This is a genomic window from uncultured Imperialibacter sp. (genome assembly GCF_963974565.1).
In the GTDB taxonomy this organism is placed as follows: Bacteria; Bacteroidota; Bacteroidia; order Cytophagales; family Cyclobacteriaceae; genus Imperialibacter; species Imperialibacter roseus.
The window spans coordinates 482,357-504,709 of record NZ_CAXBCJ010000002.1; the positions used below are offsets into that span (position 1 = coordinate 482,357).

Annotated in this window: 23 protein-coding genes; 12 read left to right on the top strand and 11 right to left on the bottom strand. The window is 47.7% G+C overall.

Annotated features, from left to right (window positions below; all coding sequences use genetic code 11):
* Positions 1–158: 158 nt before the first annotated feature.
* The 8 genes from AAC052_RS04760 to AAC052_RS04795 form a co-directional block, all read right to left on the bottom strand.
* Complete coding sequence (locus AAC052_RS04760; RefSeq protein ID WP_339811374.1) at positions 159–815, bottom strand: hypothetical protein; 657 nt, start codon at positions 813–815, stop codon at positions 159–161.
* Entirely contained in the window at positions 799–1,290 is a 492-nt protein-coding gene (locus tag AAC052_RS04765) for a sigma-70 family RNA polymerase sigma factor (protein WP_317492005.1), read from the bottom strand. The genes AAC052_RS04760 and AAC052_RS04765 overlap by 17 nt, the downstream gene beginning before the upstream one ends.
* A gap of 134 nt (positions 1,291–1,424) precedes the next feature.
* Positions 1,425–1,880, bottom strand: a complete 456-nt coding sequence (locus AAC052_RS04770; protein WP_339811376.1) for a hypothetical protein — start codon at positions 1,878–1,880, stop codon at positions 1,425–1,427.
* 151 nt (positions 1,881–2,031) lie between these two features.
* Positions 2,032–2,355 carry a metalloregulator ArsR/SmtB family transcription factor gene (locus AAC052_RS04775; RefSeq protein WP_317492007.1) on the bottom strand — a complete coding sequence of 108 codons (324 nt, stop codon included), beginning with the start codon at positions 2,353–2,355 and terminating at the stop codon, positions 2,032–2,034.
* Positions 2,333–2,794 carry an SRPBCC domain-containing protein gene (locus AAC052_RS04780; RefSeq protein WP_317492008.1) on the bottom strand — a complete coding sequence of 154 codons (462 nt, stop codon included), beginning with the start codon at positions 2,792–2,794 and terminating at the stop codon, positions 2,333–2,335. The genes AAC052_RS04775 and AAC052_RS04780 overlap by 23 nt, the downstream gene beginning before the upstream one ends.
* A 4-nt stretch (positions 2,795–2,798) precedes the next feature.
* Complete coding sequence (locus AAC052_RS04785) at positions 2,799–3,158, bottom strand: VOC family protein (RefSeq protein ID WP_339811379.1); 360 nt, start codon at positions 3,156–3,158, stop codon at positions 2,799–2,801.
* Between the two features lie 154 nt (positions 3,159–3,312).
* Positions 3,313–4,092 (bottom strand): YARHG domain-containing protein, encoded by a 780-nt coding sequence (locus AAC052_RS04790; protein ID WP_339811380.1) that lies wholly within the window; start codon positions 4,090–4,092, stop codon positions 3,313–3,315.
* Positions 4,093–4,295: 203 nt separating this feature from the next.
* Complete coding sequence (locus AAC052_RS04795; RefSeq protein WP_339811382.1) at positions 4,296–5,462, bottom strand: MFS transporter; 1,167 nt, start codon at positions 5,460–5,462, stop codon at positions 4,296–4,298.
* A gap of 228 nt (positions 5,463–5,690) precedes the next feature.
* Between AAC052_RS04795 and AAC052_RS04800 the strand changes: the two genes are divergently transcribed.
* Positions 5,691–7,331 (top strand): ABC-F family ATP-binding cassette domain-containing protein, encoded by a 1,641-nt coding sequence (locus tag AAC052_RS04800; protein WP_339811385.1) that lies wholly within the window; start codon positions 5,691–5,693, stop codon positions 7,329–7,331.
* Between the two features lie 77 nt (positions 7,332–7,408).
* On the opposite strand, the gene AAC052_RS04805 is transcribed toward AAC052_RS04800, so the two are convergent.
* Positions 7,409–7,768, bottom strand: a complete 360-nt coding sequence (locus tag AAC052_RS04805) for a hypothetical protein (RefSeq protein ID WP_339811387.1) — start codon at positions 7,766–7,768, stop codon at positions 7,409–7,411.
* 164 nt (positions 7,769–7,932) lie between these two features.
* Between AAC052_RS04805 and AAC052_RS04810 the strand changes: the two genes are divergently transcribed.
* The 9 genes from AAC052_RS04810 (at position 7,933) to AAC052_RS04850 (ending at position 14,463) form a co-directional block, all read left to right on the top strand.
* Entirely contained in the window at positions 7,933–8,604 is a 672-nt protein-coding gene (locus AAC052_RS04810; protein ID WP_339811389.1) for an START domain-containing protein, read from the top strand.
* Positions 8,605–8,745: 141 nt separating this feature from the next.
* Positions 8,746–9,180: an Rrf2 family transcriptional regulator gene (locus tag AAC052_RS04815; protein WP_317492016.1), complete on the top strand. Its 435-nt coding sequence runs from the start codon at positions 8,746–8,748 to the stop codon at positions 9,178–9,180.
* Between the two features lie 46 nt (positions 9,181–9,226).
* The gene (locus AAC052_RS04820) at positions 9,227–11,029 is read left to right on the top strand and encodes a cbb3-type cytochrome c oxidase subunit I (protein ID WP_339811392.1); all 1,803 of its coding nucleotides are present in this window, start codon (positions 9,227–9,229) and stop codon (positions 11,027–11,029) included.
* A 12-nt stretch (positions 11,030–11,041) separates the two neighbouring features.
* On the top strand, positions 11,042–12,049 hold the full coding sequence (locus AAC052_RS04825; protein ID WP_339811393.1) for a cbb3-type cytochrome c oxidase subunit II: 1,008 nt from the start codon (positions 11,042–11,044) through the stop codon (positions 12,047–12,049).
* A gap of 3 nt (positions 12,050–12,052) precedes the next feature.
* On the top strand, positions 12,053–12,319 hold the full coding sequence (locus AAC052_RS04830; protein WP_339811396.1) for a hypothetical protein: 267 nt from the start codon (positions 12,053–12,055) through the stop codon (positions 12,317–12,319).
* A gap of 12 nt (positions 12,320–12,331) precedes the next feature.
* Complete coding sequence (locus AAC052_RS04835; RefSeq protein ID WP_339811399.1) at positions 12,332–12,754, top strand: cytochrome C; 423 nt, start codon at positions 12,332–12,334, stop codon at positions 12,752–12,754.
* Positions 12,754–13,143 carry a group III truncated hemoglobin gene (locus tag AAC052_RS04840; RefSeq protein WP_339811402.1) on the top strand — a complete coding sequence of 130 codons (390 nt, stop codon included), beginning with the start codon at positions 12,754–12,756 and terminating at the stop codon, positions 13,141–13,143. Before AAC052_RS04835 ends, AAC052_RS04840 begins: the two co-directional genes overlap by 1 nt.
* A gap of 18 nt (positions 13,144–13,161) precedes the next feature.
* Complete coding sequence (gene ric / locus AAC052_RS04845) at positions 13,162–13,884, top strand: iron-sulfur cluster repair di-iron protein (RefSeq protein ID WP_339811404.1); 723 nt, start codon at positions 13,162–13,164, stop codon at positions 13,882–13,884.
* Positions 13,885–14,001: 117 nt separating this feature from the next.
* Positions 14,002–14,463 carry a hemerythrin domain-containing protein gene (locus AAC052_RS04850; protein WP_151996876.1) on the top strand — a complete coding sequence of 154 codons (462 nt, stop codon included), beginning with the start codon at positions 14,002–14,004 and terminating at the stop codon, positions 14,461–14,463.
* 67 nt (positions 14,464–14,530) lie between these two features.
* Here the strand turns inward: AAC052_RS04850 and AAC052_RS04855 are convergent, their stop codons facing one another.
* Positions 14,531–16,687 (bottom strand): hypothetical protein, encoded by a 2,157-nt coding sequence (locus AAC052_RS04855; protein ID WP_339811406.1) that lies wholly within the window; start codon positions 16,685–16,687, stop codon positions 14,531–14,533.
* A gap of 31 nt (positions 16,688–16,718) precedes the next feature.
* A complete protein-coding gene (locus AAC052_RS04860; RefSeq protein ID WP_339811408.1) occupies positions 16,719–18,095 on the bottom strand; it encodes a metallophosphoesterase family protein in 1,377 nt (458 codons plus the stop codon).
* Positions 18,096–18,273: 178 nt separating this feature from the next.
* Between AAC052_RS04860 and AAC052_RS04865 the strand changes: the two genes are divergently transcribed.
* Both AAC052_RS04865 and AAC052_RS04870 read left to right on the top strand, forming a co-directional pair.
* Entirely contained in the window at positions 18,274–19,635 is a 1,362-nt protein-coding gene (locus tag AAC052_RS04865) for a PhoPQ-activated protein PqaA family protein (protein ID WP_339811411.1), read from the top strand.
* A gap of 113 nt (positions 19,636–19,748) precedes the next feature.
* Positions 19,749–22,352 (top strand): M1 family aminopeptidase, encoded by a 2,604-nt coding sequence (locus AAC052_RS04870; RefSeq protein ID WP_339811413.1) that lies wholly within the window; start codon positions 19,749–19,751, stop codon positions 22,350–22,352.
* The last annotated feature ends 1 nt before the right edge of the window (position 22,353 follow it).

Here is a 22,353-nt window from a genome sequence, read left to right on the forward strand (position 1 = left end):
TGGTTCGGCAGCTATTTAGGGTTGCTTTGCTTAGTATCCTCACCTCCTCTCGAGCCCTTGTCAAATTCTTTTAAATAGCAGCTATGAGTTATCAGGAAAAACGGAATACCTGTAGTATCTCAGCATCAACAAGGTTCAGGCAGCCCGCTGCCAACATTTCACCTCCTCAACTCCTCCATGTCAGCCAGCATTTCTTGCAGCCTGCTCATCACATGCCCATAAACCAGCTTAAGCTCAAACTTATAAAGGCGGCCACCGAAAAAAGCGAGAAAACAGGCCACAAGCATCACACCTATGATACCAACGAGGGGAAGCCCGCCAACCAAATAGGTTTGAGGATAATGGATCATTAGCTTATTCATTAGTGCCTCACCCAGCGTCCTTCCTTCAACGTCAAAAAACCAAAAACCAGCCAGAAGAGAAAGAAACGCCCAGGGGTAGTTGAATGCCGACATTTTTGTGTTGATGGAAATTTGCTTCTGCATCCAGGCATCGAACGCTTTGAGGTATTGATAGCTGCTTACGCTTTTATCAATTTTATTTAATCCATTCGAAAGCCGTTTGTTAACGACTGCCACCGCATTGAGAAGCAAAAACATGGGTACTCCCATATAAGCCATGCCGAACAAAAAACTTACCGGCAACAACACGACAGAAAAAATGAGGATGGCGATCAGATTAATCTCAAACATCCTTTTAAACTTATCGACAATATGCTTCGACTTTTGGCTGTATAACTGATTGATCTTCGGTGCCACCAAAGCATCGCTTACCAAAAACCCTTCCTTCCAAATAGCTTCAATTGACCTTTCCATCCAATATTACTTTTAGTCGATCCTTGATTCGTTTAATCCGCACACCAATATTATTGGCATTGGTGCCGGTTATCTCGGCGATTTCCTGATAGCTCTTTTCGTCGAGGTAGAGCAAAACCACTCCTCTGTCAACCTCAGAAAGCTGTTTGATAGCAGCGTATAACTCGTTGAGCGACTCGTTGGCAAATGCCCGGCTGTCTTCGGTAGCCTCATCCGGCAGGTAGTCGGACGCAAAGTGCTGCGGGTCGTTTTTCCTTTTCTTCAATAAGGTAAGGCAAACATTCAGGGCCACCCGATACACCCAGGTCGACCACTGCGACTCCTCTCTGAAATTGGCATGACTCCTCCAAATCTGCAGGCATACCTCCTGATAGTAATCTTCAAAATCTTCCTGGGTATTGGTGTATGCCCGGCAAATCTTGATGATGATGCCCGAAAACGGCAAAATCATGGACGTATAAAAGTCGCTGCTCAAATCTTTTACCTTGGTTGGTGGCCAAAGTTGGGGATTATTACACCCGGGGCATTCCCTTTTTGATATTTTTTGAGGAGCGGAGGTGGAATCAACTGTTACTGATCACAGCGGCGACAAAAGGCGTTTGCGCTCAGTTATTTAAATTCAACATTTAACACCCTATCTTGTGCTTCCGCCTGAGCGTCGAGATAGCGCCCAACTACCAAACCAAAAGCGATTCCAAAACTAATCCCGAGAGAGCTCCCGAGGGTTTTGTCAATCATCATTCCAAACATGCCACCAAAGGCCACCCCAAAGGCAATTCCCAGTGCTGTATAGTGGCCTTTTGGAATAAGCGAAAACTTGTTTTTCAAAAACTGCTGAAACTTAGCTAGCTTCCTTCTAAGGTGTCTTTTTCTGTTTTCCTGGTAGGCATCCAATTCCATGACGTCCAGTTCGCTTTCTACTGCGGCTAGATCCTCTGAGGACAACTGTCGGGTTTGCAAGTCCAGCAGTATACCAATCATGTTTTGTAAAATCTTGATCTCAGATTTTTTCTCGGCCCTGGCTTTTTCTGTCTTGAGCAGTTCAATGGCTTCATCAATTTTCATAAGCGTTTTCTCTGGTTAGTGGCAGAAAGAAAAAAAACTTACACCCTGTCCAAAGAAATTTGAATAAACGCAGACAGGTCAGTGCACCGGGGCTGTCTTTGTCATTGCTACCACAAGATTTTTGCTAAATGATGTCCATAATTTGCAGTCTTTATTCCTTCCCTTTCTTTTTTAGCAGTACTTCCAGGCTGCTCAGGTGTTGTTTCCAGAATTTCTCGAAGTGATTTATCCAACTTTGAATCTCTTCGAAACCCTGAGAGTTAAGGCTACAAAGACGCTCTCTTCCCCTTTCTTCTATCGTGATGAAGCCGGTATCCACCAGCACTTTGATATGTTTGGACACAGCCGGCCTGCTGATTTTAAAAGACTCCGCCAGGGTATTGATGCTACTTTTTTCTTTGGTGAGTAGCATCAAAATCTCCCGACGGTTTTTGTCGGCGAGCGCCAGAAAGCTATCGTATTGTGTGTGCGTCATGATATGTTTCGTTAAGCACGGTGGCAAGGCGCTTGCCAAAGAATTTACCCCAGCCTTTTTCCATGATAAAGGCAGTGAAGGCTCCTTTAAGCCCCTGAAACCCTGTATGTGAAAGATGAAGCTCTGTGCCCCCGTTCTTCTCTACCAACGTGTAGGTAACCACAGTATCTAATGAAAGCTCACCGGGTCGTGGCCCACCCTTCAGAGCATAGGCCAGTTTCTTTTTTGGTACTACCTCCAGCACTTCCATATACATGATGCCGTCCCAGCCCCGGCGGGCCTTTTGCCTCGATATCCACTGAAAGCCTGGCTCGGCCTGAAAAGGCTCGTCTCTATGAATGGTGCTCCACTGTTTAAGCAAATCTGCATCGGTCAGGTAATCCCAAATAGTATCTATAGGATACGAATAGAACCATTTTAAGTGTATTTCCTTTTTCATTATACTAAGCGTTTTTTTGGTTCAAGCTCCATGTGTTGCCGTCGGGGTCTTCGATAGAAGCAAACTTACCCCAGGGGGTATCATCAATCTTACCAACCTCGATGCAATTGGCAGTCAACTTTTTAATGTCTCCAGCGATATCGTCGGTGTTGATCACTGCTGCCTGTAGACTCCCGGCTGGCATTTTAGGGAACCATGTCACCAATGTGATGGTCGTTTCGCCTTTGGGAAAACCCATCTGTATCCACAACTGGTCTCCCTGAAAAGGCGCTTCTACCACTATATGAAGCCCCATTTTCAAATAAAATTCTTTTGCTCGCTGCTGGTCTGAAACCGGCACTGATAGTACGTCGATCCTGTTCATACTGCTATGTGTTTTATGTTATGTGAATCAAAAGTTACACAATTATATATGTAACTTTTGATTCACGCAATTTTTACAACATTTTTTCTGTGTAGTAATTATTGTGGCTTTACTTATCGTCTTCTTGAGAAACTTTGAGGCAGAAAATTTTCAATTACTTACGCCTCGCTTCCTCGGCGGCTAACAATTTTATAATTTTCTTGTCGCTGGCACTTAGCTGATCGTCCACGTTATCGTAGCGTGGCTCGTACCAACTGGTATTAGCGAAGTAAGCCCTGACGCTATCGGTCTTAAACCTGTAGCCATACCTGGCGAAAATAAGGTTTCTGGAATAAGACAAATCGTGTTTATCAAGTTCTGCTAAAGGAGTGATTTGGTCGTTCAGCAAAACGAACAGCACCTGTTCAACGGTTGGCGGTGCGCTGGTCCTTTTCTGCACGTCTGACTCACCGTCCTCTTCATACTCCCAATGCTCCGTTTCGGCCAGAAAGAACTTTTGTTGAAAGAAACCAAAAGTAATACCCTCTTCACGGTTCATTAGGAAAGTATACCGGCTGATCAAAGTTTCCCCTCCTATCACCACCATAATTATCATGTGCTGGCAGGTAATAGGATCGCAGGCAATATTGTAATGCATGGCCAAAGCATAGGCGTCCGGACCAACATTTTCAGCCCCCATAAGAGTGATCATTTCCTTACCCTCATCTACTCCGAAAAAGCTGTTAAAGTTTGTGGGGACGTAAACACCCTCCCGGTCGGCCAGACTGACCAGATAACTTAGGGAGGTGGTGTTTTCTTCGCTACTCTCATTCTCCTGTACAATGGGTGTTTCGGTGGCCACTGCCGTGGTATCCACATTGGAATTGGGCTTATCGGCCGTACCACACGAAAAGATGGCCAACGATAAAGCAACCGGTAGAAAATACTTGGTCATAGAAAGTTTAGTTAGGAATAAAGTCACGTTAAAAGAGTCCGATCAATCTAGATATTTCCTGCAAATTCTAACTCTCCCGCACTGCTTCTACACAAACTTTTTGGCACTATTCACAAACAATTTGAGGCCATCAATCAAGTGAATAATTCTCGTCAATTCGCCCGGCTTAGTTCAAATGGCTTTCACCGACTTCGGAGGAGCTCTCATGTATCACCGAAAACCAAAGCAATGCTGGCCAATCCAATCATCACAAAACTGATGGCTAGTGGCAAAACACCAACCGTCATCAGGTGGCTGATTACGGCACCAAGCGAGGCCCCGGTGAAAAAGAAAATGGTGCCGTACACAGCCGAGGCCAGCCCTGCTGTCTCGCCCATTGGCTCCATTGCCAGGGCGCTGCTGTTTGGTTCAATCGCCAGGTTGATCGACATCAAAAGCGCTATTGCCGTAAAGAACGGGATCATGGCAGGTGGATCGGTGGTGATTAGGGTTATGGCCAGTAAACCTGCCGCCACCAGGGTGTACAGCAGCACGAGCCCCCTGATCGTTCGTTTGGCACCAAACCTGAAAGTAAGTCTGGAGTTCATCAGACTGGAAAACGACATCAGGAGCCCTGTTCCCGCAAAAATCCATGCAAATAGTTCAGGTCGGCCGAATATTTCACCTACTATGCGATCGGCACTGGCTACCCAGGAGCTGAGTGCTGAAAACAGCAATGTGGTTGCCAATGTGTACCTTAGAAAGACCCGGTTCCTAATTACTCCCTTCACAGACCGCCGGATAGTTGGCCAGTCTATCAATGGTCTTTTCTCCTGGGGAAGAGACTCTTCCAAACGCAGCGACCATATGAACACAAACACGGCAAAAACAGGCGGAGCAAGGAATACAGCCTGCCACGAGGCTACAGAAAGTATGGCAAGCCCAAGAAATGGCGCCAACACTGGAGTAAAGAGGAAGATAGTAAAAATCAACGACATGGTGTGAGCCATCTTGTCGCCGACAAACCTATCCCGAACGCCGGCAATGGTGGTCATAAAAACAGCTGAGGCTCCCACGCCAGCCACAAATCTGGCCGCCAGCATCAGCTCGAGACTTGGGGAAAAAACTGCCGCAATTCCACCTGCAAAATAAAGAGGAAAGCCAATCCTCAGTGTGAACAAGCGTCCGAACCGATCCGACAGGATACCGAACACGATCTGCGCCATTTGCCCGAGAAAAAAGAACGTAATAACGTTAGATGTTGCCGTTGATGATGCTGGCAATCCAAAATGAGCCCGCAGGTCACCAAGCGCCGGTAACATAACATCGATGCCCAGGGCTGTCAGCATCATAGTACAGGCCGATAAGGCAATAAATTCTCCAGTTTTCATGTCCATATGACAAAATCCAATGACGATTCCGTACAGCTTACTATCATTTTTTATTGCTATGTGTGACCAGAATCAAAAGTATTTGAAAATACTGGCAATGTTCCATTCACACGGATTCGATTAAGCTCCGGAGTAACAGTACAAACAGCTACCCATTCCCCAAATTCGGCTTGCAATGGTGGCTTCCAGCAAACTTATTGATACCTTTGCGGCCTAATTCAGTAAATTATGATCTCAGTTGATGCGGTGGGTGTGGAATTTAGCGGCACCACCCTTTTTAGCAATATCACTTTCAATATCAACCCCACCGACCGCATTGCCCTCATGGGGAAAAACGGTGCTGGCAAGTCCACCCTCCTCAAAATCATCGCCGGAGAAAGCAAACCCACGCTGGGCAAAGTAACGGCACCAAAAGAGGCAGTCATCGCTTACCTGCCGCAGCACCTGCTCACTGCCGACGAATGCACGGTGTTTGAAGAAACATCAAAAGCGTTTTCCAAAATCCTGGACATGAAAAACAGGATGGAAGAGCTGAATCACCAGTTGGAAACCCGCACCGACTACGAGTCGGATGCTTACAGCAAGATCATAGAAGAGGTATCGGAGCTGAGCGAAAAGTATTACAGCATCGAAGAGATCAATATTGATGCGGAAGTAGAAAAGACATTACTGGGGCTCGGCTTCCTACGGAGTGATTTCACCCGCTCTACCAGCGAATTCAGCGGAGGCTGGCGTATGCGCATTGAACTGGCCAAAATTCTGCTACAAAAGCCCGATCTCATCCTTCTCGATGAGCCTACTAACCACCTTGATATCGAGTCGGTGCAGTGGCTGGAGGAATTTCTGAAGAACAGCACCGGCGGAGTAATGGTGATCAGTCACGACAAAGCCTTTGTCGATAATCTCACCAACCGCACCATCGAGATCACCCGTGGCCGAATTTACGATTACAAAACGAACTATTCCCACTACCTGGAGCTGCGCAAAGAACGCCGTGAGCAGCAGCAGCGCCAGTTCGACGATCAGGCAAAACAGATTGCCGAGATTCAGCAGTTCATCGACAGGTTCAAAGGCACCTACTCTAAGACTTTGCAGGTGCAGTCCCGGGTGAAAATGCTGGAGAAGATTGAGATAGTGGAGGTAGATGAAGTGGATACGTCTGCGCTGAACATCAAGTTCCCTCCCGCCCCACGGTCAGGAAATTATCCGGTGATCGCCACCGATCTTGGCAAGTCATATGGCGACCATGTCGTATTCAAAGACGTCACACTGACCATTGCCCGTGGAGAAAAGGTCGCCTTTGTAGGTAAAAACGGTCAAGGAAAGTCGACCCTGGTGAAGGCCATTATGGGCGAAATTCCGGTCGATGGCACACTACAGGTGGGACACAACAGTGAGATTGGCTACTTCGCTCAAAACCAGGCTTCGCTGCTCGATGAAAAGCTGACCGTGTTCGAAACGGTGGATGAAATAGCCAAAGGCGATATCCGGTCACGCATCAAAGACCTACTGGGCGCCTTTATGTTCAGCGGCGACACGATCGACAAGAAGGTGAAGGTGCTCTCTGGCGGTGAGCGCACCCGACTGGCCATGATCAAGCTGCTGCTGCAGCCCGTGAACCTGCTCATTCTCGATGAGCCTACCAACCACCTCGACATCAAAACCAAGGACATCCTGAAAGATGCACTGAAAGCGTTCGAAGGCACGCTTATCCTCGTTTCTCACGACCGTGACTTCCTTGATGGCTTAGCGGCGAAAGTGTTTGAGTTTGGCAACAAGCGGGTAAAAGAGCACTTCGAAGACATCAACGGCTTCCTGCGGAACAAGAAAATGGAGAATTTGAAGGAGATTGAGAGGGCAACGAAGTAGAAATTAAAGAGGTTACTCTGTGCGGAACTGCACAAAGTAACCTCTTTGATCTTAGCCACCAGGGCTGATAGATTTTTTCAATTATTTCTTTTAAGGTACACTGATCCTCCTAACACCGAGGCCGGAGAGAACAAAAAGATAGCTGCCAACTGTGTGAAATGATTGCCTTCACTTTTAAACATAGAAAAAGCCGCAAATGCAGCCATTAGCCCTGCCAGAAAATAGTTAACAGTCAATTTGCCTGAGCCTGAAATAGGCTGCGCCAATAAACCTCCCAGAAAGGAGAACACCAACCCGTACCCAATAGTCAGTGCAATAATACCTGGCGACGGATCATTATGAGGGTCAATTCCTGACATTTGAAACAGCAATACTGCGCTGACAGCAAAAACCAGGTAGCCTATGACAACAGCAAGAATATTTCGAAAGACTTTCATTTTTCAATAGCCATTTAACACAATAGGTAGAACCAATAAGCTGGCAATCTAGCCGATTTTTTTCTGGTTTGAAAAACGAACGCTACAACCAGACTATGGAACAATTCTATCGTTCAAAAATAAAACAGCACTAATTCAAAATCTCTACAAAATCAGGTCGTAAATTGACGAAAGAATTTTCCTCGTTTCCCCGTATGCTCCTGCGCATTTATCAGGTTATTGCCACCCTCTTCGCCATTTCGGTGCTGCCTCTCTCTGCACAAAAAGTAGAGAAAGCCAGCTGGGAGCTTGTTAGTGCCGAAAACGACCTGAACATTTACACCCGAACCTCTGAGGGGTCACCAATCAAGGAAATCCAGATCACCACGACCATAGAAAGCACCATGCAGCGGGTGACCGACCTGCTCAGTGACGTGCCCAACTACAAGTTGTGGGTGTACAAATGCAATGACGCTAAAAGGATCAAAACTACATCCTCCAACGACTTTCACTACTACGTAGAAACCGCCCTGCCCTACCCGTTCAGCAACAGGGACTTGTCGGTGCACTCCGTTCAATGGTGGAACAGGGAAACTGGTGTCTATCACTCTCATTCAGTTGCCGCTGCCAACGCTGTTCCGCAGAAAAAAGGAATTGTACGAATCACAGAATTTGAGTCGAAATGGGAAATAAAGCCAGGAAACGATGGCAGGGTAGATATTGTATACACTGCCCGGGCCAACCCCGGCGGAGAAATACCTGTTTGGCTAGTTAATATGCTCATTACCAAAGGGCCACTGGAAACCATGCAAAAGTTTACCGAGCTGGCCAGGGTGTTTGAAAGCAGTGAGGATTGACCACCACCTCTTTTAGCTTCTGTAGTCTGGTAGTATTTGACTCAATAGTGTTTATGGCAACGCTCGTTTCCGGTTTTTTAATTCGGATAAATTTATCCGAATTAAAAAATTATTTTATATCTTTGACACAAACAAAAAACAGTGTTCTCAAAAGCTTGTGAATATGGAATCAGAGCCACCTTGCACATCGCCCTTTTGTCGATGGATGGGGTGAGGGTAAGCCTGAAGGATATCGCCAGAGACATCGACTCTCCGGTCGCCTTCACAGCCAAGATTTTGCAACAACTGGCCCGCAACAACATTATCGATTCCGTGAAAGGGCCTGTTGGTGGTTTTGAAATCCAGAAGGATAAAATAGCGTCTATCAAACTGAGCCAAATTGTATTTGCGATAGATGGTGACAGCATTTATCGGGGGTGCGGCTTGGGGCTCAAAGAGTGTAATGCACTGGAGCCCTGCCCTTTGCACGAAAAATTTGTACTGATACGTAACGATTTGAAGGAAATGCTGGAAACAACCAGCCTGTATGAACTAACAAAAGGCCTTGATGTGGGTCTCACTTTTCTGAAACGGTAAAAAAATTTGATCCTTAATGAGATAAAAAGGTCTTAAATTCCTAATAATGAAATTCAAGCAGCTATCATTACCCCTATTCATTTGTCTTGCTTCCAGCACTCCGCTGGCAGCACAATCGGTAACAACCGACAACTGGTACATGAGTCCCGGCATCATCGGCACATTCGTCCTGATTACCATCGTCCTTTTCATTGCTGTGATCATATTAACCGCCCGGCTGAATGACTATGTTGGCACGCTGAAAAAAAGAAAGCAGGCCAGGCAGCGACTGGCGTTTGCTGAGGAGCTCATTGGCCTGGAAGCTGGAGAAATAGATGTGATCCTTCAAAAACGAAAAGCTGCCCTGCAATACCATCTTGAGGGAAATGAACTTGGCAGCGATCTGGACGCAGAAGACAGCCACGGGCTGATCGACAAAGTTACCAGCGAGCCGGAAAATCCATTTTTTGACGAAAAAAAAAAGACGCCGATAAGCCTTGAAACACCCTGGGAGCTCAAGAAGATTATCATTTACTACCTGGGCGCTGCTGTTTGCTGGCTGCTGGTGGGCACGCTGGTCGGCCAGTATGCAGGTATGAAGTTTGTGTGGCCAGACATGGACCACACTTCGTGGCTCTCGTTTGGGCGACTGAGGCCTGTGCATACCAACACGGTGTTTTGGGGATGGGCCTCCATGGCCATGATAGGGCTGGCCTACTTCGTAATAGCACGGACATCTAACACCACCATTCATAGCTATAATAAGGCCTGGATCGCCTGGGGGTTGTTCAACCTATCGGTGCTGCTTGGCAATATTTGCCTGATGGCTGGCATCAACAATGGTGGCGGGGAATACCGAGAGTTCATTTGGCCTGTCATGTTGCTATTCGCTGCCGGGCTGTTCATTACTTTCCGAAACTTTTACTTTACCGTGGCTCACCGCAAAATATCGGAGATCTACATTTCCAACTGGTTCATTCTGGCCTCTCTCACCTGGACGATCATATTGGTGCTGATAGCCTACCTGCCGTTCTATCAAAATGGCCTGGGGGAAACCATCATACAGGGCTATTACATGCACCAGGGGGTGGGCATGTGGTTCATGACCTTCTCGCTGGGGCTTGTCTACTACTACCTTCCCTCCTCTTTGAACAAACCCATCTACTCCTACTCTCTGGGTGTGCTGGCTTTCTGGACGCAGATGCTATTTTACACCCTCATCGGCACGCACCACTTCGTCTTCAGCCCGCTGCCATGGTGGTTGCAAACTGTAGCCATTGTGTTTAGCGCAGGCATGTTTATTCCGGTGGTAACGGGCACCACCAACTTCCTGATGACCATGAAAGGAAGCTGGAACCACATCTCCAAAAGCTACGTGCTGCCCTTCTTTCTTGTCGGTGTAATCTTCTACTTTGTGGGCTCTACCCAGGGGAGCCTGCAGGCATTCCGATTCACCAATTTTGTCTGGCACTTCACCGATTTCAACGTGGCACATTCGCACATGACCATGTATGGCATCATCACCTTTATACTGTGGGGCTGCATTTACCACATCTTACCGAAGCTAACAGACAAGGAGCCTCCTCAAATATTGGTTGGCGCTCATTTCTGGATGGCCTTCATCGGTCTGTTTGCCTACATGGTTTCTCTGATGGCCGGTGGCACGCTGAAAGGGCTAAGCTGGATCGACGGGCCTCCCTTTATCGAGTCAGTGATTTTGATGAAACCCTTTTGGTTATGGCGAGCTATTGGTGGCTCCCTCATGTTTGTGTCGCACATCATCTTCGCCTTCAATTTTTACTATATGGTAAAGAAAGAAGCCCCTGTGGAGCTGCCAGTCTCCAATCACCTGAAGAAAATAGTAGCCTAAAACGACGCACCCATGTTCAATTTTCATAAAGACCATAGAACACTTATCAACACAGCACTGGCTGGCTTTCTGCTCCTCAGCCTCGGTATAGCGGTGCTGCCTGCCTACCAGATGCAGGACGTGGAACCCCTTCCCAGCCAACCGCTGTTGACGGAGCAGCAGCTGAAGGGACTCAGCATTTACATATCGGAGGGCTGCGTAGCCTGCCACACACAGCAGGTTCGCAGTATAGAAATGGACAAGATGTGGGGTGACCGGCCATCCATGCCCTCCGACTACTACTTCAGCAAACAGAGGATGGACATCTGGAGACAATCGCCCTCGCTGCTCGGCAGTGAGCGCACCGGCCCCGACCTGACTAATATCGGTAAACGACAGCCTGCAGAGCAATGGCATTTGCTGCACCTGTACAACCCCAGAACTGTAGTGAGCGAATCGGTGATGCCTGCATATCCATGGCTTTTTGAAACAAAGGATGCTTCGGAAGTTTCGGATAATGATGTGACAGTCCCCGTTGGTAAGGAGTTTTTTAACGACGCCAGCCAGCAAATAGTAGCCACAGAAGACGCCCTTGCATTGATCGCTTATCTACAGTCGCTGAAGCAAGCAGAACTACCTGGTGGCACTACTCCGGCCTTTATCGCATCCGCAAAGAAGGCACCTGCGAATGCGACTGCGGAGCAGGCACTTGACCTGCCCGACGGAGCCAGCCTGTACACCCAAACTTGTGCAGCCTGCCATCAGGCCACGGGCAAGGGGCTGGCGGGCGCCTTCCCTCCCTTGGCTGGTAGCAGCATTGTGAATGATGCCAACTATGAGCTTCTGGTCAAGATCATCCTGCAGGGGTACGACGCCCGGAGTGAGTTCGGTCAAATGCCAGCCTTTGCCAGCCAGCTTACCAACGAGCAAATAGCGGCCATTGCCAACCATGAGCGAAACAGCTGGGGAAACAGTGCCGCAAAAATTTCGGCAGAAGATGTGAAGAAAATAAGAGAGATGGTAACACCCGCAAATGACTGAGATATGGTAAGAAAGAAGTTTTTTACACTGTTAATTGTATTCAATATACTTGGTTGGTCAGCAGCTAAAGCTTGCGAACTATGCAAAGAAAACCAGCCCGCAGGTTTGGAGAATGTTACTCATGGGGCAGGGCCCACCGGCACCATCGACTACATCATCACCTGGACGGCAGTCAGCATCGTGGCTGTTACGCTATTCCTCAGTTTCAAGTACCTGATTTGGCCAAAGGAATCTGCACCCGATCATATCAAAAACATCGTGCTGAACTAACCGAATAAAGAAATGAAGGACAATAGATTGATAAAACTTTTCATGGACGACGGTCCCCGACCCTTTGCAGAATTTGCCCCACCGGTGAAATTTGTATTGGACACCACCAAAATCCCCGATGGAAAACACCAGCTGAAGATCGTAGCCAGGTCGTCATCAGGCGTAGAAGGTGTGAAAAAGATTGCCTTTGAAGTGCGCAACGGCCCGGAGATTTCCGTGCTTGGTTTAAAGGAAAACGAGGTGGTGGATGCGCAAATTCCGATCACCATCAATGCCTATGGTAGCGAGACAAAGGACGAATTTGTCATCAGGGGCTCGGAAACGCCAAAAGCCATTCCCGCCTGGATATGGGCACTGGTCATCTCTTTTGTAGGCTTTGCCCTCTTCTACTTTATCATGTATTGGGGGCCTGAACTTTACAAATCTTCATTCTGATGAACAACGACATTCAAAACATAGATGACATCAAACTGCTGGTCAACGACTTCTACTCAAAAGTAAGGGAGGATGAATTGCTCAAAGACATCTTCAATGGCGTGATACAAGACAGATGGCCTGTGCACCTGGAAAAGATGTACAAATTCTGGCAAACCGTCCTTTTGGAAGAGCACACCTACTATGGCAGCCCCTTCGCACCTCACGCACATTTACCTGTAAACAAAGCTCACTTCGAGAGATGGATCGAGTTATTCCATCAAACCCTTGATAAGCATTTCGAAGGAGAAAGAGCCATAGAGGCCAAATGGAGGTCGGAGAAAATGGCTGAAATGTTCCTTTACAAAATTGACTACTTCAAAACCAGTGGAACAAAGCCCTTAGTATGAATTTAAACTTCAATTATCATGAATAATCTTTTAGACAAAACAATCGGAGAAATAGTAGCCGAAGACTACCGCACAGCAGAGGTATTCGGGAACCATGGCATTGACTTCTGCTGCAAAGGCAACCGCAGCATTCAGGAAGCTTGCACCAAAGCCAATATTGATCAGGTAAAACTCACTGCGGAGGTTGAAGCCATCTTGAACAAAGGCGAAACCGCATCCTGCGACTACCAGTCGTGGCCACTGGATAAGCTGGCCGATCATATAGAGCAAAAGCATCACCGCTATGTTGAGGAGAAAATGCCTGTTCTCAAACAATACCTGGAGAAGCTGTGCCAGGTGCATGGAAAAAGTCACCCTGAACTATTTGAGATAACCAGGCTGTTCACTGCCTCCGCAGGAGAACTGGCCATGCACATGAAAAAGGAAGAATTTATCCTGTTTCCTTTTGTACGCAAAATGGAAAGAGTGAAAAAAAGTGGCGAAAAGATAACCTTTGCCCAATTTGATACGGTGCAAAGTCCTGTCAGGATGATGATGGAGGAGCATGAAACTGAGGGAGATCGCTTCCAGCAAATCAGCGAGTTGAGCAATCACTACTCGCTGCCGGACGATGCCTGCAACACCTACCGGGTCACCTATGCCATGTTAAAGGAGTTTGAGGAAGATTTACACCTTCACATTCATCTGGAGAACAATATATTGTTTCCTAAATCCATAGCATTGGAGAAGCAGCTCAGTTGAACAGGTAAATGCACTGATTCTATAAAAAACAGCTCACGATCAGGTGAAAATGTGTTCGTGAGCTGCCTATCTTACACCCGAAACGGTGAAACACACCATAACTCAAAACTGTCATCCATGAAAGAGCGCACGCCCATAAAAAGAGCAAAGCAGCTTCAGCCCCTGAGCCGTGACCATCATCATACCTTGCTGTTGTGTTGGAAGATTAGAAAAGGCTTCGCTAAGGAAATAGCACCTGAGCGCATTAAAAAATACGCTGACTGGTTCTTCGAAAATCACATTCTACCGCATTTCGTTGCCGAAGAGAGTTATATCTTTCCGATACTTGGCAGTGAAAACGAGCTGGTAAAAAAGGCATTAATGGAGCATCGAAGGCTTACCAGGCTATTCAATGACGACGAGGCTGAAAGATCCCTGAGTTTGATCGAAGAAGAGCTGGAAAAACATATCCGGTTTGAAGAAAGGGTTCTTTTCAACGAAATCCAGCAAAAGGCATCGTCGGAGCAACTTGCACTAATCAGCTCCCTTCATGAAGAACATAGTTTTGTTGACCTGAAGGATGATGAATTCTGGAAGTAAAGAGGATAAAAACCTCATTACTTGCCAACGGAACATGCCCCAGCTCTACCCGGAATTATCCACAAGGTCACTTCAACACCTGGAGGTACCTCGCCATCCAATACGGCAACAAATATTCGTCGCCGGCTAATACCGAGTTGCCCTCACTCCCACCATCCAACTCAAAGGGATTGGCGTTGTGCCGGTGCGTCCGGCGCTCGCCGGGGGTTAGCAGCACCTTTGTTGTTTGGCCACGAAAGTTGGGTTCAAGTAGCTCCAGGTCTTTGCGATGTGAGTTCTTTACTACATACGACATCTGATCGAGGCCAAACTCCTGCAAATGCCAGCGCACATCTTCCAAATTGATATCACCAGCTGTTCCGTAAGTTAGCAGATTCCAAAGTGCATTCCTCTCTGGCAATTCAATCTTCCAGTGGTCGGTGATAATGTCGGCATAATGCTGTTTCAGGGTATCATTGAGTGCATAATGATAAAGAGGCCAGTAAGTGAGAAAGGCCATTTCATCGTCGGAATGGTTCCAACCGTCGCCCATGGTGTGTCCATCGTACATCACAATGTGTTCTTTCATGTCGTACATGCTGGGAAGCATGTTTTTGAAATAGCCAAACTTGTCCATCACTTTGAACATCTCGGTTTTGTAGCTCTCCTTTTTGGTGAGAGAAAAGGCCAGTTGCAGGCCCGCAACCAGGTGGATACTGTTTAGCTTTCTATCGTACACCTCCGCCGGATACATGTTCACATATTCAGGATTCCAACGCCCCCATGTCGTGGGTTTACCGTCCAGGTCAACAAAGTAGTAGTCATTATCAAGAATATGGGTCATAATGGCATCTATGAAGTCGGCTACCCTTTTCTTTTCCTCCGGAGCCTTAGCAATGAACTGATCCATGAGCGATGCTACAAACAGATAGGCGATGTATTCATCGGAGCTGGTTGTGCCCTTCCACTCCCAGCCTTCCTCTGGTGACTTCCGCCACCTGTCAGGATCATGTACCCTGTACCCCTCCCGTTCGAATGTTCGTGACGGAAAGCCCCTTAACTGGTTGACCGTCAAAAGCCGTTCGAAAGCCTCAAACGATTCCCAAACATATCGTTTAGCCACTTCTTCACCAGTTACGGCATATCGAAACACCTGACTGCCCAGGTAAAAGGACGTCCACAGACCATCGTTGTCATGGTCAATGATTTCCTCAGAGGTTAAATCGTAAACTACAGGCAACTGTGGCGCACAGACGAAACCATACCGCATGTGGTACTTGCGAATGCGGTCCTGAAAGAATTCCGTCTTTTCAGCGAGCGTAAAAGGCATTTGTTCAATCATATTGAGCCCGGTGGGTGTGAGCAGATAGATATTGCCGCTGGCATCCGCCGCCATGTCAATCACTTCGTTAACATCCAGCCATCGTTTAGAGGCAAAGTATCGATACCTGTCAGTCTCTTTTCTAAAAGCTCCGTCGGCAGTTGAAAACCAAAGCTCGTCGTTTCCGGTCAGCAACATCTTTCTTATCGCTGGCACCGGCAGTCTTGACTCGGTGTCTGTCGCCCTTTTTCCCTGGCCATCGATTGTGTAGTAGCCATTTTTTGTCCCGACAGTGATTTTACTTTCACTAAACACCAAAGACGTCATGTCAAGCCCTTCATGCATCACCTTCCAGGCCTTGCCTTCGAGTTTGTAAATAGCTTTGGCTGTGAGTGCTAAGAATTGTCCCTTAGCAACATAGATGTCAATTACTGCCTCTTTCGGTACTGTCAAGTCTCCTATTTTCTTATTTCCATCAAAAAGAGCGGCCTTCTTCTCACCCACCAGCAACACTTTCAGGTCTTTGCCAACGCTAATGCGGCTGTACAGCCCTGGCTCAAGCTTTGTATCCAGCGTACCTGCGTATCCATTGGTGAGAAACTTGTCTTTGTACAGATAGAAAAGGATGCCAGTGCTCTCTTGCGTGGTGATGTCAACCGGTACCTTATCGGCCAGCGACCGGTAGGTGTGATCAGGAGCCAGCTGGTAGTCAGGGAAGTCCCGGAAGAGCCCCTTATCGGTGAGAACATGCACTATGCTGTTGTAGTCGACTACGACCTTTTTGGGTCGGGCTTCACCAAAACCACCAGCCGCATCATAATGATGCCCAACCAACTGGATATAGGGCTCGTCTGCCATTTGTGCGGCTGCCGGCCAGGTGCTGAAAGTCGCCACCAGCAAGTAAAAAAAGCATCTATGCTTCATAACAATAGTATTAACAGGGTGTTAGCGCTAGTTACTCAGTCCTTTCCGGAGTATTGGGAATCTTGTTGATCAGTACATTTGGCTTACCGGCTTTCTTCACCAAATCAAAGGCATCATACAACTCTCCCTTCGCTGTGAACGCATTGTACGACGCTGTGTCTGCTCCCACTTTTATCACCTGAAACAGCTGCGTATTGGCAGCCTTTCGCTCCATCCATTTATCATCGCTGATGTCATACATCTTGGGGCCACTTACCGACACTACGTACATCGTACCCGAGCGATCTTCCCTCAAGCCTGCACCTGTGGGCACATTGCTGACCATTCCCCGTCCGTAGGCATGATCATGCCCTTGTAGCACCAGGTCTACACGGTGTTTATCAAACAAAGGCTTAAAACTTTCTCTGAGTGTCAAATTGTCCCGATTAGGTTTGGTGGAAAAGACGGGATAGTGAAAAGTGATCACCGTCCACTTTTTTGGGTTATTGGTAAGTATAGAATCCAGCCATTGCACCTGCAGCGTTCTGAAGTGTTCCGATTCGTCGATCTGTTCGGCATCGAGAGAAACTACCTTCATCTGCGGAAAATCAATTACATAACAGGTTTCCTCAAGGCCGGCGGGGCCATTTTTTGGCAGGTTAAACTGGGGGCGCCATTGCGGCGAAAGCACCACGTCTTTATACTCGTGGTTGCCGGGCGTCATCACCGCCGGCACCATAGCATGAATAAAACCGCCGGCATGAAACCACTCCCCCCATTCAACATCTCTGTTGTGCCTGTTGATCAGGTCTCCGGCGTGGAGCATGAAATCCACTTTTGGCATGGTTTGGTAAGCCTCCCTTATCACCCTCGACCACATTGACTTTACATCGTTTTGCGCATCACCGAAATAAATAAAAGAAACCGGGCCATTTTCTTGCGGCATCTCGATCTGGTACCATTCTGACCAATAAGGCTCGGAGCCCACCCTGTATACATATTTCCCTCCCGGCAGCAACTCATTAATAACTGCTGAATGGTAATTGGCTGATATTTCGGGTTCTTCTTCCCGTGCGACTGTCAGAGGTTCTGTAGCGGCTGCGATGGTTCTAATACTGTCTTTGAACTCGGGGCCACCAGAAGCAACAGCCACCTCCACAGTACCTCGGGCGATTTTGGTGGAGGTGCGCCAATTAACAGCTACCGAATGAATAGGATCTTCGGTCAGATTAAGAATGACCCGGTCCGGTTCGTTGCCAGGAAAAAGCAGCTTCGCATTCGGGAGGCTGTCGGCTGGGCTGTGTTGATGACTATGCTCATGGCCGTGGTGGTCTTCAGCGCTGTTTTGTTGGCAGCTAAAAAGCCCAAACACAGCTACAAGCGTCATAATGCTGAGTGAGCCGAACCGAATCAATTTACTTATGATCATTGCGATGTCGTTAGTTGAAGATAATTTCTCTGCCTTTTACCTGTTCTAAAGTAATTATTTTTTCTTCCTGCGAAGATGAAGATTTGTTAACAGGAACAGAAGCTGTAGAAATTGCCGTAAGAAATTTCAGAATAAATGGCTAAGTTTTGCCATTCCTTTAACCGACACCTCTCAAAAAATGACGTCGAAATATTCACTCTTTGCCCTTTTGCTGCTATTCGCTGTTGGGTTGTCCATTTCGATAGTTGCCCAGAGCAACCTTACTGCGGACAATGCCCTGGAGAGTTATTTAAACAACGGCGACCAAACCTATGAATGGGTGGTCACCGACACCTTCGAAACTGACGGAGTGAGGGGATACCAACTCATTTTAACATCTCAAAAATGGAGGGAGTACACATGGAAGCATCAGTTGACAGTATTTGTTCCGGATCAGATGACCCAAACTGAAAGCCTCCTGTTTATCTCCGGCGGTTCAAACAAAGACAGCCAGCCCAACCTGAGAAGCAATCAAGACGATCTCTCCAAGACCATGGCCCATATTGCAGCTACCAATAGCGCCATCGTGTCTCTTATCCGGCAGGTGCCTAATCAGCCGCTGTACGGTGACAAGACCGAGGACGTGTTGATCTCCTACACCCTGCACAACTTCACCGAGACAGGTGATTATACATGGCCCCTGTTGTTTCCCATGGTAAAGAGTGTGGTAAAAGGAATGCAGGCAGTACAGGAGTTTTCGAACGAACAACTGCATCAACCAGTGAACGAATTTGTGCTATCGGGCCTTTCCAAACGTGGCTGGACAACCTGGCTCACCGGTGCCAACGACGACCGGGTAATTGCCATCGCTCCTATGGTGATTGACGTGCTTAATATGCCGGTAAGCCTGCAATACCATCTGGAGGCGTGGAATGAGTACAGTCCCGAAATAAATGACTACGTGAGCCTGGGTATTCCACAGGCTTCGGCTACCGAGTCAGGGCAAAAAATCAATGCGATGGTTGATCCGTACTCCTACCGGGCAAAGCTCAACAAGCCCAAGATGATCTTCATTGGCACCAACGACCCCTATTGGCCAGTGGATGCTATCAAGCACTATATCGACAACATTCCCGGTCAAAATTTCATCCACTATGTGCCCAATGCCGGCCACGACATTGACGATCACCCACAGACTTTTAAAGCATTAAACGCATTTTTCGGCTTCACTGCCCATGGGAAAGCTTATCCGGCATGCGATTGGGACATCGACATTGAGGGAAAAGAAATTGTGCTGACAATCACTCCTTCACCAAAAAAGCTAGTCGATGCCACCCTTTGGCAGGCAATATCCGATGATCGGGACTTCAGGGATGAAGTATGGGTGGGGAAAAGCCTGAATGCATCAAAGGCAAAGGCGGTAATAGTGAAAGAAAGCTATCCGTCCACAGGCTTCAAAGCATTTTATGTCGACCTGAAGTACATCGACCTGACGGGCAACGAATTCACCGAGAGCACACGAATGTTTGTTGCCAACCCTAAAAAGGTGTTTGTCGACTGACGCCTGCAGGATCCCAGACTAACACTCTTCGCAAGAGCAACCTGGTATTTACACCAAAGGTTCTCCCCTCTCTGTGGGCTTTTAGTAATATTACTTACTTAAAAGACTCAACCATGACCAAGCGAAGTCTCCGTCCGGCAGTGCTGTTCGTTTCCTCCTTACTTTGGTACGGATGTGCCAGCACCACTGACACGCCGCCAGTTGTCGAAACCGGCGTATCGCTCGAACTGGCCAACTATCGAAAAACGGTTATCAGCGCACTTGGCTACCAGCTATCATTCGACATCCCGGAAGGCAAATCAGAACACATCCCTGCCTCAGAGGTTATCACTTTCAACTTAAGTAAGAACGACGCTGACCTCCAGATAGACTTCAAAGAAGATTCCGATCATATTTTAGAGGTAGTTGTTAACAGCACGACTATTCCTGTAGACCACCGGGAGGAGCATATCATCGTTCCAAAAAGCGCATTGAGGCCAGGCTCCAATAGCATCAAAATCACGTTCGTTGCAGGCAACCTCTCCCTCAACCGCAACGACGAATATCTTTACACACTGTTAGTGCCGGACAGAGCCCGCACAGTCTTCCCCTGCTTCGATCAACCCAACCTGAAGGCTTCTTATCAACTGAGTCTCACCATGCCTGGCCAATGGCAGGCACTTTCCAACGGCCCACTGGCCGATTCGGTGATTTCCGGCGAGCGAAAGACATTTAACTTTATGCCTTCTGATACCATTAGCACCTACTTGTTTGCCTTTGCGGCAGGTAAATTTCAAAAGGTAACCCGAACCGTCGATGGCCGCACCATGAGACTTTTTCACCGTGAAACCGACGAGGAAAAGATTTCCGAAAGCATTGACACAATATTTTACCTGCACGGCAAAGCCCTCGATTTTCTCGAAGAGTATACGGCCATCCCCTACCCGTTCAAAAAGTTCGACTTTGTTGCCATTCCCGACTTTCAGTATGGTGGAATGGAGCATGTGGGAGCCATTCAGTACCGTGCTTCGTCTCTTTTCCTGGATAAAACCGCCACCCAGAGCCGCAAAATTGGCAGAGCCAACCTCATTGCGCACGAAACGGCTCACATGTGGTTTGGAGACCTGGTCACCATGGACTGGTTCAACGATGTGTGGATGAAAGAGGTGTTTGCCAACTTCATGGCCGACAAGGTCTCGGAGGTAACGTTCCCAGATACAGGTAGCGACCTCAAATTTCTGCTGGCTCACTACCCCGCAGCCTATGCAGTGGACCGTACGCCCGGTGCTAACCCAGTGCGGCAGCAGCTTGATAACCTGAAGGACGCTGGCAGCATGTACGGAGCCATCATCTATCATAAGGCCCCCATTGTGATGAAACAGCTGGAAATGCTGATGGGAAAACAGGAGTTCCAACGAGGTCTGCAGCAGTACTTGTCTGAGTTTGCCTTTTCAAATGCGACCTGGACTGACTTGATCAATATACTGGATCAACTAACCGATGAAGACCTGCTGGCATGGAATAAAGTGTGGGTAGAAGAGCCATTCAGGCCCGTTTTTAGTTATGACATGAAGACCAATGAAGGCTTGATAACGGCCTTAACCATCTCTCAAAAGGAAGAAAAAACGAATACGCCATCCTCCAGTGATAAAGTCTGGTCGCAATACTTCAAAGTCGGCCTGAGCTATAGCGACAGCCTCATTCAGGTGCCTGCGCTTAACTACCGTGCGGTAGCAGACGTCAGCCAGGCAACAGGCAGGCCTAAGCCAAATTATATTGTTTTCAACACCTCTGGCGAAGGATACGGTGTGTTCCCAATCGACTCGGCCATGCTTCCTTACATCAGCACATGGAACGACCCGGTTGCCAGGGCATCGGCCTATATCAACAATTACGAAAACATGCTCAATGGCGACGGCATTACGCCCACCGAGCTGCTAGCACTGAATACTGCCCTGCTTTCTCAGGAAACGGAGGAGCTTTCGGTTCGGCAACTTACCGGCCAGTTAAGTGCGACCTATTGGCGGTTTATTACCCCATCAAACAGGAAGCTGATCAGCCAATCATTGGAAAGCGACGTTTGGACAGCAATGGAACAAGCTCCTTCGGCCAGCATTAAGAAGATGCTATTCGGAACATTCCAGGAGATAGCCACCTCAGAAAAAGCAATGGAAAAGCTGTATAGCATTTGGAAGTCGGAAGCGCCGCCAAAGGAGGTTAGGCTATCTGAGGACGACTACACCGGCCTGGCAGCCACGCTCAGCCTGCTGAGTCACCCAAAATCTGTCGAAATTCAACAGCAACAGCTTACAAGAATTAATAATGGTGATCGGAAAAAACGTTGGGAATTTCTTCTTCCCGCACTATCAAGCGACACCGCAACCCGCAATGCTTTTTTTGAAAGCTTGAAACTAGCCGAAAACAGGGAAAAAGAATCGTGGGTGAGCACCGCAGTATCTTACCTGCATCATCCGGAAAGGCAGGATGTCTCTATCGGCTACTTGAAGGAGAGCCTTGAGCTGCTTTCTGACATACAGGCTACTGGTGATATATTTTTCCCGACCGCCTGGCTAAGCGCTACTTTCGGAGCCTACCAAAGTGACGAAGCCGCATCGATCGTCAACACCTTTCTTTTGGCCCACCCCAATTATCCCATGAAACTGAAAGGAAAGATATTGCAAGCAACCGACGACCTGAAAAGGGCCAGCAGGCTGCTGAAGAGTCAATCAAATCTCTGAT

Bases quoted from the DNA above. Each gene is read 5' to 3' on its own strand.
- AAC052_RS04760 (WP_339811374.1), bottom strand. From the start codon at position 815: ATGGAAAGGTCAATTGAAGCTATTTGGAAGGAAGGGTTTTTGGTAAGC.
- AAC052_RS04770 (WP_339811376.1), bottom strand. From the start codon at position 1,880: ATGAAAATTGATGAAGCCATTGAACTGCTCAAGACAGAAAAAGCCAGG.
- AAC052_RS04775 (WP_317492007.1), bottom strand. From the start codon at position 2,355: ATGACGCACACACAATACGATAGCTTTCTGGCGCTCGCCGACAAAAAC.
- AAC052_RS04780 (WP_317492008.1), bottom strand. From the start codon at position 2,794: ATGAAAAAGGAAATACACTTAAAATGGTTCTATTCGTATCCTATAGAT.
- AAC052_RS04785 (WP_339811379.1), bottom strand. From the start codon at position 3,158: ATGAACAGGATCGACGTACTATCAGTGCCGGTTTCAGACCAGCAGCGA.
- AAC052_RS04790 (WP_339811380.1), bottom strand. From the start codon at position 4,092: ATGACCAAGTATTTTCTACCGGTTGCTTTATCGTTGGCCATCTTTTCG.
- AAC052_RS04795 (WP_339811382.1), bottom strand. From the start codon at position 5,462: ATGAAAACTGGAGAATTTATTGCCTTATCGGCCTGTACTATGATGCTG.
- AAC052_RS04800 (WP_339811385.1), top strand. From the start codon at position 5,691: ATGATCTCAGTTGATGCGGTGGGTGTGGAATTTAGCGGCACCACCCTT.
- AAC052_RS04805 (WP_339811387.1), bottom strand. From the start codon at position 7,768: ATGAAAGTCTTTCGAAATATTCTTGCTGTTGTCATAGGCTACCTGGTT.
- AAC052_RS04820 (WP_339811392.1), top strand. From the start codon at position 9,227: ATGAAATTCAAGCAGCTATCATTACCCCTATTCATTTGTCTTGCTTCC.
- AAC052_RS04825 (WP_339811393.1), top strand. From the start codon at position 11,042: ATGTTCAATTTTCATAAAGACCATAGAACACTTATCAACACAGCACTG.
- AAC052_RS04830 (WP_339811396.1), top strand. From the start codon at position 12,053: ATGGTAAGAAAGAAGTTTTTTACACTGTTAATTGTATTCAATATACTT.
- AAC052_RS04835 (WP_339811399.1), top strand. From the start codon at position 12,332: ATGAAGGACAATAGATTGATAAAACTTTTCATGGACGACGGTCCCCGA.
- AAC052_RS04840 (WP_339811402.1), top strand. From the start codon at position 12,754: ATGAACAACGACATTCAAAACATAGATGACATCAAACTGCTGGTCAAC.
- ric (WP_339811404.1), top strand. From the start codon at position 13,162: ATGAATAATCTTTTAGACAAAACAATCGGAGAAATAGTAGCCGAAGAC.
- AAC052_RS04850 (WP_151996876.1), top strand. From the start codon at position 14,002: ATGAAAGAGCGCACGCCCATAAAAAGAGCAAAGCAGCTTCAGCCCCTG.
- AAC052_RS04855 (WP_339811406.1), bottom strand. From the start codon at position 16,687: ATGAAGCATAGATGCTTTTTTTACTTGCTGGTGGCGACTTTCAGCACC.
- AAC052_RS04860 (WP_339811408.1), bottom strand. From the start codon at position 18,095: ATGATCATAAGTAAATTGATTCGGTTCGGCTCACTCAGCATTATGACG.
- AAC052_RS04865 (WP_339811411.1), top strand. From the start codon at position 18,274: ATGACGTCGAAATATTCACTCTTTGCCCTTTTGCTGCTATTCGCTGTT.
- AAC052_RS04870 (WP_339811413.1), top strand. From the start codon at position 19,749: ATGACCAAGCGAAGTCTCCGTCCGGCAGTGCTGTTCGTTTCCTCCTTA.